This window comes from Delftia sp. ZNC0008, from assembly GCF_000799035.1.
Taxonomy (GTDB): domain Bacteria; phylum Pseudomonadota; class Gammaproteobacteria; order Burkholderiales; family Burkholderiaceae_C; genus Comamonas; species Comamonas tsuruhatensis.
The window spans coordinates 21248-37855 of the sequence record NZ_JTKZ01000388.1 but is presented as its reverse complement, the minus strand read 5'-3'; the positions used below and the strand labels follow the sequence as shown (position 1 = coordinate 37855).

Here is a 16608-nt window from a genome sequence, read left to right as displayed (position 1 = left end):
CGCCTCCTCCGTCTGCACGGGCCAACTCTCGCGCTCGCTCAGCGGGTAGCCTGCGGCGATCACCTGGATGTTCTTGCGGTACTCTGCAGCCAGGGGCAGACGCAGGCCCGCCGCGATCTCGGCTGCCGGTGGCAGTTCGGCAGGCAGCGGCACACCACCGGCCGCAAGCCACGCGCGATATTCAAAGTAGTCCGAATTTGTATTGGGAAAATCCGGCGTGTCAACGGTTGGTACCTTCGTATCGCCGTCACGCACCACGTAGCCTTCTGCGGTGAGTTGATATGAGGTCATGAGTATTGCCCTCCCGTTTCACGGACTCCTGCAGAATTTCCAGGGAGGTAGTTTTCTCCGCCATTTGTTACCACGCTCGAGCTGAATGCACTGCGGTAACGAATTCCAGTCGCCGAACCTGCAAAGGTTGCTTGAACGAAAATTACACTACAGTTTCTCTCGGCTACTATAAACGCATTCAAAAACGTTGGAGTGTTGGTGATGGTTACTGTATACCCCACAAAATAAGCCGTGCATACGTCGTAGGTAGCGATGTGCGAAGCTGCCCCACCGGAGATCTGATAAGATCCTGTTGCTTTAATTTGGGCACCGTTAGCAACCAGCAAGTGCTGGCCAGCGGTTTGGCCAAAATTAATGTTTGCCCAAGTTACCAAAATACCGGAGCCTTGCACAAAGAGACAAGCGCCAGATGTGGTTGTCTGTAGTTTCAAGTACTCAAAGTGGTAGCGACCAAAAAATTCACCTCCAAAACAGTCGGCAGAATTTGTGCTTATTACAGTATCTGTCGTGTTGTTGTTTATGCCTCTGATTGTTACCTTGCCTGCACCTGTGAGGGTTCTAAGAAGAGTGGGCGCCGTCCATGTGCCAATACCGACATTGATCACAATGTCATACAAACCTAAATCAAGCGATGCTGCTGTATCAACTGCCTTCTGAATCGTCGCAAAAGCACCGCCGGAAGTATTGCTCAGCCCGGTATTGCTGTCGCTGCCATCAGTGCGCACGTAGTATGTGCGCGCGGCGGTGAGCAGCTCGCGCACGCCGGGCAGCGTGTCGCCCGTCGGCAGCTGCCGAATGCGCCCGCCGACCCTGACAAGTGGCCGCCGTACACTCATTTCAGAGGATCACGAAACCGAGATCATCGGTGATCAATTCAGTCGCGCTCTTGGCCGTGCCCAGTTCCTGGCAGACCTTGTTTGCGTTGGCCGTGTCGGTGGGGTCGAGCGCCGCAGTGATGACGCCGCCTGCCGTACCCAGCCAGTACCGGCTGCCGGGTGTCAGGCCTGTGAGCGCGGAGTTCGTGGTGTCCAGGGGGTAGACGGTGGCACTGCCGGCCGAGGCCACGGCATCTTTCACATAGCCGTCAGCTTGGCGGCCATTGCTGTTATCGGCCAAGCGGACACTCAGCGCGCCTGCGTTGGCGTGGAAATTCACGAACTTGCCCGCGCCGATCGCCTCGCTTGCCGGGGCGATGGTCGTGTTGGCGCCGATGCCAGCGGGCAACAGTGAGGTGTCCAGCCGACCGTCCGATCCAGTGGCCACGAGCTTGCCAGCGTCCGCAGCGCCAGCAGAAACGGTCAGGCCAAACAGTTGGCGGGTCTTGCCCGAGACGCGGGCCAAGAAGCCCTGGGTGGGTTGAGTTGCCATGGTGCTTACTCCAGTGAAATTGGGTCTTGCAGGTTCAGGGTGATGCGCGTGGCGGATGTGGCTGCGCCGATGAGCAGATCAAAGCCGCTGGTGGGCGGTGTCTGGGTGAGTGCCCCTTCGGCACCGAGGTACACACGACCGGGCACCCAATTCCAGCTGTCGTCCTCGATGGCGCCCAGTCGCTGGACGTTGACGGGATCACCGGCCTGGGCCGCAGTCAGCGTGATGCCCAGCAGCAGGTCGATGTGCAGCGCGTCGTCAGCGCTCAGCGCGTGCACTGCTCCGTCCAGCTCATACACAGCCCGCAGGGCCGACAGGCTGGAGCCAGCAGTACGCTGGACCCAAGTGGCGGCGGGCGGGGTTGGATCTGCGGCGTGTACGACTGCTACGGCGCCGGAGCCCGACGGCCCACGCAAATCGACCCACCTGCCCCAGGTGTCTGGGTCTTTTTGAAAGCGCAGCTCCGTTCCGCGCCATTCATGCTTCGGCATCGGCCCCATGGGGCCCGGCGCCCCGTCTTTTCCGGCAGGGCCCGTCGGACCTGAGGCGCCCGGCCGTCCGTCCTTGCCGTCGCGGCCTGGGCGTCCATCAGCCCCAGCAACACCAGCGCGCCCTTCAGGACCTGAAGGTCCGGACTCGCCGTCTTTGCCGGCTGGGCCAGTGGCGCCTGGCGCGCCGTCTTTGCCGGCAGGTCCCGGCTCACGCGCCAGCGCAGTCACGCGGTCCCGAAGGTCTGCGAACGACTTGGCAAGGGCGGTCAGGATGTGATCAGACACTTTCAGGGTCCCGCAACAGCGCCAGCACGCTCTGGTGCAGTTCATCCTGTCGAGCCTGCGCACGATCCCGCGCTGCGGTCGCACGAGCAGCTTCCCGAAGCGCGTCCGTCTGGGCTTCAACCCGCTTGATGCGCTCCAGTTCTGCTTGTGCCACCTCGTCGCGGTTGGTGTTTGCCGCTGGGTCTGGTGCTGCGGTGCTGGACGTGTCATCCGCGACGCCTGACACTGGCAGGCCCAGCGCCCGCTCCCGTTCAGCGTCGTCGGCGCGCTCCTGATCCACCACATCCGGGTCGTCGCCCTGCTCCCCGATCACGCTGGAGCGGCTGCGGAAACCGTTCTTGACCTCCAGGGCTTTGCCTTCCACGTCCTGCACGGGGTGGATGTATTCCCAGCCGTGGGGTGCATGCTCAGCACGCACGATGGCCTCGCGCTCTTCCGGCGATACTTTCCCCGCCAAGAGGGCCGCGTCGGCGAACCACTCGACTGCGCGCTGGCACATCTGTGGGATGACGATCTGCCATTGGCGCTGCGACGCAAAACGGCGGTATTCGTTGATGACGACACGCAAGGTGCGGTCGCTGACATTGGCGATGTCGCCCACGGCCAGCTCGTAGGGCACGCCGGTGCCGGCCGTGGTGCCCAGGTGGCTGGTGCGCATGTAGTCGCTGTACGACGTGCCTGCATCCGGCGGCTTGGCGAACGCCACCGTCTGGCCGTCCTCCAGTTCCTGCATCAGCCCGGGCTTCATCGGCAGGAGCGGCGCCGCTTCACCGTCGATTTCCGACTCCAGGCCTGTCAAGGCCTGGTGGTTCGGGTCGGTGGGGTCAAGCGAGGGCAATGACCGGCTGATGAATGCCACGAAGAGATTGGCAATCTTCTGCCGCTCCAGCGTGGCGTCCTCGTAGTCCAGGATGTTGCGCTGCTTGGCCAAGATGGGCGCCAACGTCGGCACCCCGCGGCGCGCGCCGATGCGCTTCGGCTCGAACATGTGGAACATGTCCTCTGCAGGAACGCGCACCAAGGCCGTGGCGTCAGGCGTGCCGCCGGCGCCAGACCAAACGCCGTCGCCTGGGTGCTCTTTGTAGACCCAGTAGGCAATCTTCTTGCCGCGGTTGTCGAACTCGATGCCCGAACGGATCTTGTTGTTGACCGGCAGGCCGGTGTAGGTGTCCGCGTCGAAGTTCGGCACCATGTCGGCTTCCAGCAGCTGCACCTGCATGGGTACGGCGAGACCGTCCGAGGCCTTCCGGTAGCGACGGCGGCCGAACATCTCGCCCCTCTCGATCCAACTGCGCACCGCCAGGGTCTGCATGCCATAGGCATCAAGCACCCCGTCAGCGTCTGCTTGGCGAACGAAGTCCGTCCAGAGGTCGTTGATCTCCTGCCTGCGCTCCTTGGACTTGATCCGGTGAAAGCGCGGGGTGATGGCGATGCCGACCAGAGTCGTCGTCCATTTCTGGATGATCGACTCGCTCGACCAGTCGTTGCGCGCGGAGTCGCTTGAGCGATCGCGCAAAACCTGCAACGCAGCGTTGATGGCCTGGTTCGGCCCGGTGGAAGGTGCATTCCACGATGCCATGCGCCGTCCACGGCCTGCGGCGTCGTATCGATTCATGAACTGCCGGAAGGCACGACCCATAGCCGCGTCCTCGGCGGACACTGGCGGTTCCGCCTGCGCTGTTTGCGGATTTTTTGGCGGCCGGCCGATGCGCTTGCCGTTTGCCGTGAATCGCGGCGCCATCAGAAATCCCGACCGCCGTACACGGCATAGTTCTGTCGCGACACCTTCTGGCTCGAAGCCGCGCGCTCAGCTGCAGCGAGCTGGGCCTGCATGTCATTGCGGGCCTTCATCAATGATTCCGTCGTGTTGTACGTGATGGTCTGGCCGCCGAGCGTGACCGAGCGCGCGCCGCGTGCAATGGCCTTGTTCAAGGCCTTGACGTAGCCCCGCAGGGTTGCGGCATCTTCGGTGGTGGTGCTCATGGTCCTGCAGTTTGCCAAACACCTGCGAAACGCTGCTGCGGTTAAGTTTCGGACTTTTGCGAAAATGCCGGAAACAAAAAGAAAACCCCGCCGGAGCGGGGTGAAGGCCGTGGTGGCAGCCAAGGAGACATCTGTCGGTGTGCGCAACGCCACCAATCGAGAACTTTCGTGACCCCCGTTTTGCGACCTCGCTCGTGCAGGTGGTCAACCCGCCTTTGTCTGGTCGTAGGCTCGTTCCTCTCTATCGAGGTGACTCCCGGCGAAAGCACTCGATTGGTGGTCCTCGTCTTTCCGAGGCGTCAAGGCGCCGTATCAGTCCTGGGCAAACCTGAAGACCTTCTGGTCCGCTCTCCCCGGGCATGCCGAGTTGCGGTACTGTGCTGCGATCTGGTTGAAATCATATCGCATTTGCGAAATTAAAACAATACCCTACCAGATCAAAGGGCCGCTACCGATGACCGCCGCGCGCGGCGTTTGGCCGGCGGTCTCGCAGGCAAAGGCACAGCGCTAGGTTGTGAGACGATCTCGTTGGCTTGGACCTCACGGCGATCCTGCCGCGTGATAGCCAGGGCGTTTTTCTCAAACGGCGCCAGCCACGCGGGTACGCGCGCCCAGTCCTCGACCTTAAACACGCCCAGGCGGTGCAACAGCGCGCGCTGCATGCGGCAATGGTCGAACGTCTCGTTGCGCGCACGCAGCTTGCGCCAGGTGCCGTCCTTGCCGCGCACTTCCGCCTCCAGTTCGTCAAAAAATGCTGCAGAAACCCAGCCGTCGGGGTTGGTGTCTGGGTGGCGGGGGGCCGGGAAGTGGATGTAGCCGGGCCCGGGCGTCTGGCGGCGCAGGCCGGCGTCCACCTGGTCGGAGAGCTTGTTCGGGTTGCACAGCAGCAGCGGCACATCATCGCGGCCCTTCTTTCCGTTCTTTCCGACCATGTTCTCGCGCATGTCAGGCGCGTCCTTTGTGGAGCCGCCCTTGTACAGGAACGCCCGCTTGGCGAGGCCCAGTTGCCGCACGCGTCGATACCACTCGTAGGCGTTGTGGGTGACCCCCGTCTTGCCTTCCTCGTACACCCGCGCTTTCTTCTGCTTCCCGCTACCGCCCTGCTCCTGCACCATCACACGGCCGGCCTCGCCGCCGGTGTCGACGATCACGCCGATGGGGTGCATCTCAAGGTCCCTTGTCGTCGTGCGCCAGGTGCCCAACAGCACTTTTTCCGTCAACAGATCCCAGTCTTCAGGGTACGAGGCTGGATCAAGCGGTGCGAACTCGTTCTTCCCGATGCCCGGGCGCTTCGACTCCGTGATCTTGAAACGATCGATGACCCACTGCTCGCCGCCAGGTCCAACAGCATGCACCTGCACATCAAATCGCGCGTTTTGGCCGCCCTGCACGTCCACCGAGGCCGTGATGCAGCGCGCCGCCGGCGGAGCAATGAACCGCTCTAGGTCGACTTCTGCCCTGTCTCGCGGCGTCGTGCCGCTGCCTCGGGCCTCCACGAGCCGACGCTCGATGTACGGCATGCCCTGGTCGGTGTTGGTGGTCTGTTTCAGCTTTTGCTCGCTGCCCGTCAGCGCGTAATCCTGCAATCCGTACAGGTGCTGCGCAACGATCGATTCCCAGGACTGGTATGCCGCAGCTACGCCCCCCAACCAATAGCCCCTGATCGTTGACGTGCGCGGGCTGCCGACAAAATGCCCTTCGTCCGAAAGGCTGCAGCCATCGGGAACCCATATGCCGGCCTTGTTGAGTGCGCCCTTCATCTGATGCCCGGGCTCGCTGCCGCAGTACGGGCACACCACCTGCCCGTAGTGTTTCGCCATCGTCGGGATATCCATCGTGCGGATCTCTTCGAGCAGCTGCTTGATGGTCGGCAAGCGTTTGAACAACGAAAGGCCGGGGGCTGCTTCAAACCAGGCGCGGCAATCCAGGCAGCGCCAGTAGAACCGTCGGCGATCGGAGCGGTTGTAGAGCGACAGAATCCCGCCAGTGGGAGGCGCCTCGTGCGGCGTTGCCGGTTGCCAAGACGGATCTTCCAGTGGGTAGCCCGGGCTGGATTCCACCAGCGTCATGCCGCGCGAGAGAAACGTCGTGGTGCGCTTCTTGGCCAAGTCGAACAGCGGGCCCTCCCCGTCCACGTTCTCCGCATTTTCGATCCGGTCGATATCCGTGATTGCAACGTACCGATAGGTCGAGCCTGAGACGTTGCCCACGGTCGGCCAGGCGATACGCACCCACATGCCATGCCGAAACATCGTGTCGAAGGTGTTGCTGTCCACCGCCCTGTCGGATTTCATGGCCTGGACCTTGGGCGAGTACCGGATAGCGCGGTCCACGTCAGTCTTGGAAAACTCTCGGGCCTTGTCCTTGGACATCTGCACGAACAGCATGTCCCCTGGGTCGTTCACCACGGTGTGTGCCATCCATCCGAGCAGCAGCGACGCAGTCTTGCCCGTTCGGGCCGGGCCTACGAACACCACGGCTTCATGCCTGCGGCTGGCCAAGGCGTCTGCAGGCTCGACCATGTACGGGGTTTCGGCAGGAGACCAAGAGGTCTTTGGCGAGCCGGGCTGCTGGATCACCAGTGTGTCGGCGATCCCCTCGCTGACACGCATCCGGTTGGGGGGCCTCAAGGCCTCGAAGCCGCTGCACGCGTCCGACAGTGCCTGGGCGTAGTGGTCGCTCACGGCTTTGCCTCTGTGAACAGCGCCAGCTCGTCGGCGATGTGGTTCAAGGCTTCATCAATCGCCACCTCGATGTCCTGCAGCACCTCGGGCGCCAGGCCGAATTTGCGCTCCAGCGTGTCGGGTAGCGACCGAAGCCCCTGCGACAGGGATGCAACCAGTGTGGCCGTGGCCTCGCGGTAAGCGGTGCGCGGTAGGTACTCGCCTGTCTTGACCTTCAGCTGCAGTTCGTTGAGGCCTGCGAGTGCCGCTTCTTTGCGGGCTTTCGCCAGCAGGTGACGCGTGGTGAGGCTCAACTGTCCATCTGCGGACTCGAGGTCTTCATCCCCTACGTCTTCCCCGGCCTCGATACGGCGGGCCATCTCGGTCGCCTTTTTCGGCGAGTAGCCCGGAGCCCGGCCACCGCGCGGGATGTACGGCCCGCGGCGAAAGCCCGGAGGCAACTCCGTTATCCCATCCGCGCCAAGGTCGAAATCTGCATGCATTTCGCAGATTGTCCATTTTTCGCGTTTGCGACACAAGCCCCGACGCCATTCGTTTTCCAGGGGGTGCGGCGCCGCGCTGCCGGTTCGGCGGCCGGTTCCAAAATTGCTTAAATTTTAAGCGGGTGGCATGTGTGGCGTTTGAAGGGCTGTTTTAAATTGGTCATACCCCGCGCAGACGAGATCAATTCTAAAACCCCATTTAAACGCCACCTACGCCACCCTTTTTAGGTTTTTTGCTTAAAAAATAAGCAAACTGCGCTGATTTTTAGCTTTTGCGAAGTGACGCAAGCCAATTTTAAAATTTTCGGGCCAGGTTTTACCCGGGCTCAATGAGACCCGCGGCGCTTAAATTTATCGTCAGGGTCCCCCGCGCCCGGCAGCCGCGCAGAACACGGCTTAAAAGCAGGCGGCATGTGTGGCATTAGCTAGTTGCTCCTGACGAGCACGGCCCATCGGCTCTGATGGCTGCTGATCAAACGCCACACATGCCACCCACCTACGAGGCGGGGGTGCTACGCCACCAGGCACGTAGCCTGATCACAACATGTTGATGGGACGCCAGTGCCCAGTGCTGTGCAGATGGCGCAGGCAGGCCGCCGATGAACCCTGATACAGTACGCACATGGCGGGTTCGTACTGCAAAGCTTGTGATAGGTTTACGCTGTACCGGCTAGGGGACAGCGCTTTACAGCGGTGCAAATGTGGGTATGGGAGTGCAGTTTATGCGCCCCCGCAATTCAAACGCTCGGAGATTGACTCACGGGGCGAAGAGAGTCCGCAGAGTCAAATAAGCAGCGTGGATATTAGCCCTCTAGAAGCGGTGTGCGACGCAATTCGCAAAAACTCCGAGCGACAGGATATTCCAGACACCACGCTGCAGGATCTTCTAAAAGATGCTACAGCACGAGATCCAGTGAGCCGAGATGCCGTTGCACGGCATTCACACATCGAAGAATTAGATACAGAGGCGACAACACCCAAATGTCCGAAATGCGCATGGCCCCGAATAAAAGAGGGCTCTGTTTGCGGAAATTGTGGAATTGTTTATGGCAAATACAACAGTATGCGCATTGCTGAATTGAGTGCAATACGTACACAAATTAAGCAGCGAGAACGCAGAAGATTATGGGCGACCTTAGCGGCTATCGCAGTTGCTACCCTTGTCTATTCGGTGTTTAAATTTATTTAAGGGATCGATACATGCGGGGCTACGCAGCTCTAATTACCATCTTGACATCGGCATTTTTTAGTGTCCATGCACAACCGGTCTACAAATGCGGCAACACATACAGTCAGACGCCATGCGCCCCAGACGCAAAGGCTGTAGACATCAAAGCTTCTAATGGCTGTGAGATTGCTGAAAACAGATATCGGAGCGACTGCTTCGATAGGCGCTTGGCTGATTCTGATAAAGCGTCGGCCAAATTGAGTAAGGAAATCGCGCTTAGCAAACTCCGTGTTCAAAAAGTTATTGATGAAAACGGGCCCATCACGCCTCCTAGTGAGGCAACACTGGCGCGGAACTATGCGGCCTGTCAGGCAGCAATCCGCACAAAGTTAAAAGACCCTGACTCAGCAAAATTTGATGCGTTTACGCGCTCCGCCAATGCGGCTCCTGCACTTGATTATCCAACCTGGCACGCAGCGATAGCGTATTCAGGACTCGTTAACGCCAAAAATAGTTACGGGGGGTATACGGGATCGAAATTCGCCTGGTGCGCGTTCGACCTTGCCGAGCAACGCATTTTGTTTACTCGTGGTCCTGATTAAAACATCCAATTTGCTAAATTTCTGCTACACTACAAAAAGTGCTTGCAAACGGGAAAATCTTCGGGATATACTGACGTCACTCCGAAAGGGGTGGAGCGTGATAACTCCTAGAGAACAGTGGATGGCCGCACCCGATAGCAATGCGGCTTTTTTGCGCCTGTGCCAGATTGATTTATGGCCGGGAGGGCGACGGATACAACACCCCGCAAGGGGAAAGAAGTCCGCCTAGCTGTTCCTAGGTTATCAACCTCCCGGCCGCCTTGTTCCTGCGCGTGATAACGCTTGAGCAAGGCCTTGTAAGTCTTGAACAGGAGCACTCACCATGGCACGTTCTGCAGCCCTCCGCGTATCCACCGATACCGCATCCATCTACGTTTCCGTCACTCCTAAGCGCGCCCGCTTGACGCCTCCTGCAGATCCTATGGAAGCCATTGAATGGCACGTCCGGCAGATCTGCACCCTCGCCGAAGAATATGTGTGTTCGACCAACGGCCTGTGCAATGGCCACCCAGCGCGTATTGCCAACCACAAGCGGAAGCTCGCATCGCTTGGTATCGACGAGTCGTCTCTCATATCGTTCATTCACCGCCTGGCGCCGCCCACGCACTGACCGCAGTCCGAATGGCCCGACGAAGCCCGCCTTGTGCGGGCTTTTTTCATGCACTATAGGGGTATGACTCCTGCACCCCTGCTCCAGTTCACCAGCGTTCGCACTCGCGTTGAGCACGGCAAGACGCTCATCGGGATCAAGCACACAGCCAAGACATCCGCTGGCCTGCCCGTCACGACCACGTGGGTTGAGATGCCGCCAGAGGACGTTGGGCAGTTGATCAAGATACTGCAGGACACGCTGACCGAGCTGGGCCGCGAGTAGCGCGAGACTCATCCCGGCGGACCTCCACCCTCCGCCGAGCACCAGCGACAACACCAAGCCGGCCCGCGCCATCGGCCAACAGAGCCGCCCTCCCTCTCCACACACAAGCCCCGCACAACGGGGCTTTTTTGCGTCATGGCAGCCCACATAGATCGCATATCGCTTTTTGCGAAATTTTTGCATAGCATCTTCATTTCGCGTTTGCTATACTAGCTGCATAGCAACAAGACCTGGCGGGCGCGCGAGATGAAAACCGAAACTGCAGCAAACAAGGCCATGGAAGAACGCGCCGCTTGGCTTGCCAAGGGCGCTGAAAAAGCGCGATGGGCTGCAGTATTGGCGAGGCCCACTGCCCGACATGCAAGCACTCCAGTGACCAAACCGGCCGGTCTCCTAGGTCGGCTACTGGGCCTATGCAGATCGAAATTCCTGGCCCGCACTTTATAGGCTCGACGTCTTGCGTCAGTTTTTTGACCCGCAGAGTGGGCCCAATCCCACGGGTAAAACCCTTTCTAAGGCCTGTACTGAAGCACACCCCGGGGTGGGAGGGGTCGCCCGTTCAAATTTGAAATCAGACCTGGGGGGTGGGAGGGGTCGCCCGTTCAAATTTGAAATCAGGCCGCCTAGTGCTGCCCACGGGGCCAAACAGGTATTGGGGTGGCCTGCTGCGCACTAGCAATCCTGCGGCAACCCGCATGAATGCTAGGTTTTGGGTGGCCACTTGGGTGGGAACACCCTGGTGCTGCTCACGTACGCAGACGCAGCACCGGACGAGAAAACCCCTGTACAGGTTTCGCATAACTACTGTATATTCGTACAGCACACAGCATCCATAGGAGCTTCAGTTATGACAACGACACCCCAGGCGGACCCCTTCCCTATACAAACGCCCTTGGCAAATCACACCCCCCAAGTGCTTGCGGCGGGCTGCCTGCTTGTGATCGGCCGGCGTGCGCTGCACGAGTACGGAGCTCAACGAGGAGAGACTATGGGTCCGTTGGTTGCCCTGCTGCAAGAGGCTGTGGGGACGTGGGCTGCGGCCAACGAATGTGACCGATCGGCCGTACTGGATGCTGCTGCCTCGGTGGATGCGCACTTACTGCCGGATGACTTCCCGGCGACCCATTGAGCATGACAGGAATGAAATCGGCAGCCTGAAAGCTGCCGAACATTTTCGTGCGCTAAGCACACCTCTGGAGAGAAATGTGTGCGCCCCTTCAGACGCTCTGTCGGTCAAGCCGGTTCGTGCAGTTGCAGAACCATCGCACCAATTACCGTTGAGGCTGGAGCCTCTTTCGCGGTCTCGATGTCAGTGATGACAGAGGTCTGACTTTTGACACCCCGCTTTTTCTGGGGGCCTTTTTCCTGGCATTTTTCCGATGCCCTTTTCCCGAGGGGCTTTTTTCTGGAAAATTCCCCCTCTGCTTTTTCCTGAAGCGCCCCCGGCGGCGCCCAACAATCGTTCTCTGCCGATGGGCCCAGAGGCGCGATGATGCCCACCTGCTCCAGCTCCCGGCAGATCTGCTGGATACGCCGCTCGCTGACACGCTCGATGCGGCTGACCTCGCGGGTGCTGAACCCTCGGGACAGCATCGTGGCCACCCGCTGACGGCGGCAATCCTCGTCGTAGGAGACGATGCGTGGCACGGCCAGGTGATCCCCGCCGAACTCTTGAGACAGACGCTCGGCTGCGCTGCGCCCGATGAGCAGCACCAGCACCTGCCCCTCTTCCACCGTGGTGGGCACATAGAGGTTGTTGCCGTTGCCGTACCAGGCCGACAGGCGCAGCGTCGCGCTGAAGCCGATGACCGAGGCGATGTCGTCGAGGGTGGTGTTTTGTCGGTCCATGAGGTGTCTTTCAGAAAACGTCGGCGATATCGCGCAGGCCAATGCCGCGGCGGATGCGCACGCCCTTGGATCCTTTGTCCGAGGGGAAGCGGGAGTCGAGGCGGCGGCCGAGCGCCTTGGACGAGCTAATGAAGCGGACAAGGCCGCGCCGGCGCGCGTAGGTCTCCCACGACTCCCACAGGTCCGAGACCTTGGTGTGCAGGTTCTCGTCGATCTCGCAGCACTCTTCGATCCACTCGCCCAGCAGGTCCATGTCCTTGCGGTAGTCGGCGCTGGCGGCCAGCACCTTGGCCGGGGGATTCAGGCCTGATTGGCGATAGCGCATACCGGCGCGCACGATCAGGGCCAAGATGCCGGGCAGCTCGGCCTCCAGCTTCTCGCGCCGCTGGTCGTCCTTGACGATGTGGGGGTCGTTGCGGAAGTCGCGCTCGAAGGGCAGCAGACCCATGCGCCGCCAGATGCCGTTGTCGGTGCCCTTGATGATGGGCTTGTGGTTCGTGGGCATGTACACGGTCCACGTGGGCTCGATCTCGATCGAGTGCTTGGCCTGGATGCCGCGCGCCGTGATCGCGTCGCCGCCAGTCATGGCCTTGACGGCACCTTCCCGCAGCTCGCCGCCCTCGTCAGGCTCGTTGACGTACACGAACCGCGCGCCGCGCAGGCGCAGCAGGTCTTCCCGCGGCCCACCGGCGTTGCCGCCCATGGCGTCGCTGATAAACGAGGCGGCGTCGGCCGAGCGCGCGTAGCCGCCGAAGACCTTGCGCACTGCGTTGAAGATCGTGCTCTTGCCGTTGGCGCCGTTGCCGAAGGCAATGAACATCATGTCCTCGCGCGGCTGGCCCTGCAGCGCGTAGCCGAACGTGCGCGCGACGTACTCGACCATTTCCAGGTCGTCGAAGAACACGTCGCGTAGGGTCTGCTCGAAAAGCGGGCACTTCGCCCCGGGGTTGTACTCGCAGCCGGCAGACAAGGTGATGCGCAGGTCGGGCGAGGCCGGCATCAGCGCGCCGGTGCGCAGGTCGACCACGCCGTTTTTTACGCCCAGCAGGTGCCTGTGCTTGTCCAGCTCCGAGGACGGCACGCAGACGCGCGGGTCGCTCTCGGCCAGCTTGACCATGGCCGCCACCATGGCGGCGCGCTGGCTCAGGCTGCAGAAGGCGAAGAACTCGCCCGGGTCGGCGTGACTGGCCGCCTCGCTGGGCAGATCCTTGATGGTCTCCTTGGCGTAGTGCGCAACCTCGGTGTTACCGCCCATGGCTGTACGCCAGTACACGCCCGTCCAGACGTACCAGGTGGCGGTGTCCGGGCAGAACATCAGGCTGTCGCCGTAGCGCGCCAGCATGCGCTCGGTGTTGCCAAACTCGGTCAGCGGCGCGACAGCGGCTGCGGCCGGCGGGCGCTCCACCTTGATGAGCTTCTTGAACTCGGTCTTGTTGATGGCCAGGCCGAATTCCTTGGCGCGGCCGGACACCAGGCTGTAGGCCTCGATCTCCAAGATGGGGAACTCGAGCAGCAGGCGGGACACGTCCGGCATGACACGCGTCTGCAGTGTGAGCATGTCCGGGGCCTCTTTGAGCAGCCTCTGCATCTCGGCCAGCGCGCCGCGCATGCGCTCGTCGTTGCTCGCCGCCATCTGGTCGCGGCGCCAGGACAGCAGCCACCGGCCGGTGATTGGCGGGCCGCCACGGTCTCGGCCGAAAGAGTCCCAGCGGCCTTCCACGTCCTTGCGGCCGGCGTAGCTGTCGCCGGTGGCACTCCACTCGTCAGCCAGGTCCAGCGCGTCTTCTGAACCATCGAACTCGTGGTGCAGCGCCATCAGCGCATTCAGCCACTCGGCGCGCGAGACGCTGGCTTTGCAGTCGAACAGATACTCGCGCGCCTGGTCCATGGTCCAGCCCAACTTTTCCGGGCCCAGGGCGGCCAGGTTGGCTTCGCCGGTGACCGTCAAGGCGCCCGGCACGGGCAGCGGGCCTGTGTCGCCGAAGCGCTGGGCGTAGAGCTTTTGCACGCCGGGCGATACCGGGGCGACGGTGTCCTGCAGGCCCCACAGATGTGTGTCTGGCGTGGCCTCGCCGGTGACGGTCACGAAGCCGTTGTGACCGAAGAACTCGATGTCGAAAAGGCCGTCGAGGCGCGCCGCGCCAGCCTGCCCGCCGACGCGTTTGGACTTGTGGGCGTTGTCCTTGCGGCTGGCCATGGCGCCCAGGTAAAAGGCGCGCAGCCCAGTGCCGGAGGGCGAGAACTCAGCGTAGGTGTCCGAGATCAGGGCCTCGATGCGCGCGTCGGTGATCTGGCCGCCGGACACACAGCCGTCGAAGTCCAGGGCGACGATGCCGCCGTTGGCGATGGGCGCGAAGCCCAGGCCGGTGTAGCCGCGCTCGCGCACGGCATGCACTGCAGCGTCAAACGTCGTGAGCTGGGCCAGATCCTCGACCGTGCCCTGCTCTCCGTTGCGGGGCGCGCCGTTGGCGTAGAAAGGGACCTTGCGGGGCTTGGGCTCGTCGGGCTTCTTGACCAGGCGCCAAACGAGCCACTGCTTGCGCTCGCGCAGCACCTGGGGGATATCGGGAGGGGAGAAAGTCATGCAGGCTGGCTCGCGGGTTTCTTGGCAGAGCCGATGAAGGCGCAGCGCACAGGGTGGCCGATGTCCTCGGTGGCGCAGGCCGCCAGCGCTTCAGTGACGGCGGCATAGTGCTCGGCCGTTGGTGCGTTGGTCTTGACGAGATCTTGAACCGCCTGCGCGAGCAGACGACGGGTGACGGGCGAAGACATAGGCTGGCGACCTGTTCTGCGAACACCCCGTGGGCAGGGGCCGGGAAGTAGAGCGCCAGCCATGACCTCGCCGCAAAACGAGGACTTCGAGGCCCCTGCCCACGGGGTTCTGCGGATGCTGTGGATGTAGGCTGGCGTCGCTAAATTGTATATCGCATTTGCGAAATAACAAAAAGAAAGACCGACGGCAGCGCGTCGGTCTTGGCTGAGGGGGATTGCGCTACGAGGCGAACAGCAGCGCTGTCTCGATGCGCTGCCCTATCCAGCGGATCACGGGCACCGCCATGGAGTTGCCTAGGGTCTTGTAGCGAGGGCCGTCGACATCCTTGACGCGCCAGCGCCCCGTCTTTTTGTTCTGGCGAACCTCGAGTCCAGCAGCCATGCACTGGTCGGGCGTCTCGCTGTCGTCCATGGCGCGCCAGCCCGACCAGTTCGGGGCGCGCGTGTGTCCGTCCGGAAATCCCTGCAGGCGCTCGCACTCAACGGGGGTGAGACGGCGCACCGCCCAAGTGGATAACAAAGCTGGCGGCGGGCTGTTGGCATCAAGAGCGGTTGTGTACTCGGGGTACACCTTGCCCGCCTGGTTGCTGGCCGTGTTGTGGAGTTTGGTGCTGTACGCCACCGCTGCATGGCCCCCGCCATTTTGATGAGAACCCGCGTGGCCCATCGACCGAAGCGTCGAGGTCACAGGCCCTACACCAAAGCCGTTCTGACCGGAGGCTTTGCAGTCGAAGGCGATAGCGGGCGCGTGTGCACCGGCCGCCAGCGGATGGCACGGATCACCAGGCTTGGGGCTGCTGTAGTTGGCCGCGCTGGTGATCTGCGTGGTGTCGAAGGGAATGGGGATCAGCGGTGTTCCGCGCCCCGTGCCGTCCTCGCTGGCGTCGAAGCCTTCACCGCGCAGCGTATGCGCCGTCTGTGGAATGAGGTGGCTGTGCCCGTGGTTTGCGTCCTGGCCACTGGCCCCTTGCAGACGCCCGAAGCTGGCATCGAGCGTTGCAACGGTCTCTACGAGCTGGCCGCGCTCAGGGTCGTTGACTCCGCCACGGCGCCCAGCGCTTGCTGTAAGACTGCCGGCAATGTTTTGCCCCGCTTCTCGGCTCGGCGGAGAATCCCCGCGCAAGCCTTTGGGCTCAAGAAGAATCGGCTGTCGACCGGCCCAGTCTCCAAAATCTGCGAGAGCGAACACGCGACGGCGCCGCTGCGCCACTCCGAACCATTGCGCGTCCAGAGTTGACCATTCGACCATTGCTTCTGTGCCGACTGCGCAGCCTTCCGTACCCCAGCCTTTGGGGGGGACGGTGGTTCCGTCCAGACCTGCCAATGAGTCAACCACTGCTGCAAAGTCTCGCCCTTTGTTGGAACTGAGGGCTCCGGGCACGTTTTCCCAAAGAGCAAATCGAGTTCCGCACCAGAGCCGGGACCAGGTGATGATGTCGATGGCGGGGAAAAAGAGGCCAGAGCGTTCACCGGCAAGTCCTTTCTGTTTGCCAGCGATCGACAGATCCTGGCAGGGAGATCCGAAAATCACGAGGTCCACCGAGCCAAGGGAGGCAATGTCCATCTCGGTGATCTTGGTGATGTCGCCCAGGTTTCGCACATGCGGGTGCCGAGCAGCAAGTACGGCGCAGGCGAACGGGTCAATTTCCGCCACGCCTGCGCACTCCCACCCGAGCGGCGCCCACGCTGCGCTCGCGGCCTCGATGCCGCTGAAGAGGGATAGGAATCGCATGGGTCAGCCGGCCGACTTGGGCTGACAG

Annotated in this window: 14 protein-coding genes and 1 pseudogene; 3 read left to right on the top strand and 12 right to left on the bottom strand. The window is 61.8% G+C overall.

What is annotated here, in order from left to right; genetic code table 11:
• The 8 genes and pseudogenes from L995_RS13090 to L995_RS13060 all read right to left on the bottom strand — a co-directional run.
• Positions 1-291, bottom strand: a pseudogene (locus L995_RS13090) (hypothetical protein); the annotation flags it as partial.
• Positions 288-1052, bottom strand: a complete 765-nt coding sequence (locus L995_RS33070) for a hypothetical protein (protein WP_156136062.1) — start codon at positions 1050-1052, stop codon at positions 288-290. The pseudogene L995_RS13090 and the gene L995_RS33070, both read right to left, overlap by 4 nt.
• Before the next feature lie 76 nt (positions 1053-1128).
• A complete protein-coding gene (locus tag L995_RS13085) occupies positions 1129-1659 on the bottom strand; it encodes a hypothetical protein (RefSeq protein WP_047472143.1) in 531 nt (176 codons plus the stop codon).
• 5 nt (positions 1660-1664) lie between these two features.
• Positions 1665-1937 (bottom strand): capsid cement protein, encoded by a 273-nt coding sequence (locus tag L995_RS34340; RefSeq protein ID WP_231574420.1) that lies wholly within the window; start codon positions 1935-1937, stop codon positions 1665-1667.
• A gap of 490 nt (positions 1938-2427) precedes the next feature.
• Positions 2428-4176, bottom strand: coding sequence for a phage portal protein (locus L995_RS13075; RefSeq protein ID WP_082001543.1), 1749 nt, complete (start codon positions 4174-4176; stop codon positions 2428-2430).
• A complete protein-coding gene (locus tag L995_RS13070; protein ID WP_047472142.1) occupies positions 4176-4418 on the bottom strand; it encodes a phage head-tail joining protein in 243 nt (80 codons plus the stop codon). The genes L995_RS13075 and L995_RS13070 overlap by 1 nt, the downstream gene beginning before the upstream one ends.
• 437 nt (positions 4419-4855) lie before the next feature.
• Positions 4856-7102 (bottom strand): phage terminase large subunit family protein, encoded by a 2247-nt coding sequence (locus L995_RS13065; RefSeq protein WP_052195795.1) that lies wholly within the window; start codon positions 7100-7102, stop codon positions 4856-4858.
• Positions 7099-7584: a DUF1441 family protein gene (locus L995_RS13060; RefSeq protein WP_047472140.1), complete on the bottom strand. Its 486-nt coding sequence runs from the start codon at positions 7582-7584 to the stop codon at positions 7099-7101. The genes L995_RS13065 and L995_RS13060 overlap by 4 nt, the downstream gene beginning before the upstream one ends.
• A gap of 1395 nt (positions 7585-8979) precedes the next feature.
• Between L995_RS13060 and L995_RS33065 the strand changes: the two genes are divergently transcribed.
• The 3 genes from L995_RS33065 (at position 8980) to L995_RS13055 (ending at position 10228) form a co-directional block, all read left to right on the top strand.
• Positions 8980-9354: a hypothetical protein gene (locus L995_RS33065; RefSeq protein ID WP_231574419.1), complete on the top strand. Its 375-nt coding sequence runs from the start codon at positions 8980-8982 to the stop codon at positions 9352-9354.
• A gap of 322 nt (positions 9355-9676) precedes the next feature.
• Positions 9677-9964 (top strand): hypothetical protein, encoded by a 288-nt coding sequence (locus L995_RS33060; protein ID WP_128422593.1) that lies wholly within the window; start codon positions 9677-9679, stop codon positions 9962-9964.
• Positions 9965-10027: 63 nt separating this feature from the next.
• Positions 10028-10228, top strand: a complete 201-nt coding sequence (locus L995_RS13055) for a hypothetical protein (RefSeq protein ID WP_047472146.1) — start codon at positions 10028-10030, stop codon at positions 10226-10228.
• Between the two features lie 1233 nt (positions 10229-11461).
• Here L995_RS13055 and L995_RS13050 read toward each other — a convergent pair.
• From L995_RS13050 to L995_RS13035, 4 genes are all read right to left on the bottom strand, one after another.
• A complete protein-coding gene (locus tag L995_RS13050) occupies positions 11462-12076 on the bottom strand; it encodes a hypothetical protein (protein ID WP_047472139.1) in 615 nt (204 codons plus the stop codon).
• Positions 12077-12086: 10 nt separating this feature from the next.
• The gene (locus tag L995_RS13045; protein WP_082001542.1) at positions 12087-14660 is read right to left on the bottom strand and encodes a phage/plasmid primase, P4 family; all 2574 of its coding nucleotides are present in this window, start codon (positions 14658-14660) and stop codon (positions 12087-12089) included.
• On the bottom strand, positions 14657-14848 hold the full coding sequence (locus L995_RS13040; protein ID WP_043781792.1) for a hypothetical protein: 192 nt from the start codon (positions 14846-14848) through the stop codon (positions 14657-14659). The genes L995_RS13045 and L995_RS13040 overlap by 4 nt, the downstream gene beginning before the upstream one ends.
• 220 nt (positions 14849-15068) lie before the next feature.
• Complete coding sequence (locus tag L995_RS13035) at positions 15069-16580, bottom strand: DNA cytosine methyltransferase (RefSeq protein ID WP_047472138.1); 1512 nt, start codon at positions 16578-16580, stop codon at positions 15069-15071.
• Positions 16581-16608 lie beyond the last annotated feature (28 nt).